Raw genomic sequence first — 788 nt, 5'->3', positions numbered from 1 at the left:
GCGGAAAACAGCGATTCCTGGTTGTCGTCGTGGATGCGATGCGGAGTATTGCGCGCCAAATCGGCCTTGATCCGTTCGTCTTCGAGGTCGCTGGCGCGGATCTGGTAGGGTGCGCCGCGCATGACCTGCTCGGCAGGCAAGAGGCCATCCCTGATGAACCGGCGGATTTTGACGTGCGAGACTCCAAGCCGGGCGGCCGCGTCCGACATGGTGAGCCACTCGCCATTCTTGTCGGAAGAGCGATAGCCGCTGATCTTGTGCACCGTGCGCAGCGATTGGACGCGACGCGCGGTCCAGGTCTTTCCCTGACCGGTCTGCATGCCCATGCGGTTGAGTGTGGCAGCGATTTCGGCATCCGACCATCGGGTTGCCATGGATCGCATGATCGCCAGAGCCTCCTCAGGCGTACGCTGGCCATGCTCTCCGGATTTGGGCTTGCGAACCCGTACCTGCGAGTGCTGGCCTCCGTGCCAGTGGATGGTCAAGATCACGTCGCGCGCATCGTCATCGACATCCGCCACGATGTCCTTGATGAGCGCGCGCAGCAGTTGCTGACGACAGCGCATGTCGACACCCGGCGCGTTCCAGGTGGCCTCGAGATTCTGGGCGAGGCCCGTGAAGTCCGGAACCGCGTCGACAGGCTCCACACGCTGGACTTCGCTCAGCCGGGCCTCGCAGGTCTCCACGCGCCTGAGCGTGGCTTCCCAACTCCTCTCGAGCTGGGCCGCAATAAGCCGGTTCTCCGGGTCGCAAGCGGCATAGCGGCGCTCGGCGAGCGATGCCTCATA

The 788-nt window shown here is 64.1% G+C and carries 1 protein-coding gene; it reads right to left on the bottom strand.

Annotated elements, in window-relative coordinates:
• On the bottom strand, positions 1–788 hold a 788-nt coding region (locus tag NKH13_RS35540), incomplete at both ends, for a helix-turn-helix domain-containing protein (RefSeq protein WP_352917496.1).

Origin of the sequence: Mesorhizobium sp. M1348 (assembly GCF_040317925.1) — a bacterium.
GTDB lineage: Bacteria > Pseudomonadota > Alphaproteobacteria > Rhizobiales > Rhizobiaceae > Mesorhizobium.
Note: the sequence above shows the minus strand (reverse complement) of the source record. Positions and strands in the feature narration are given on the sequence as shown.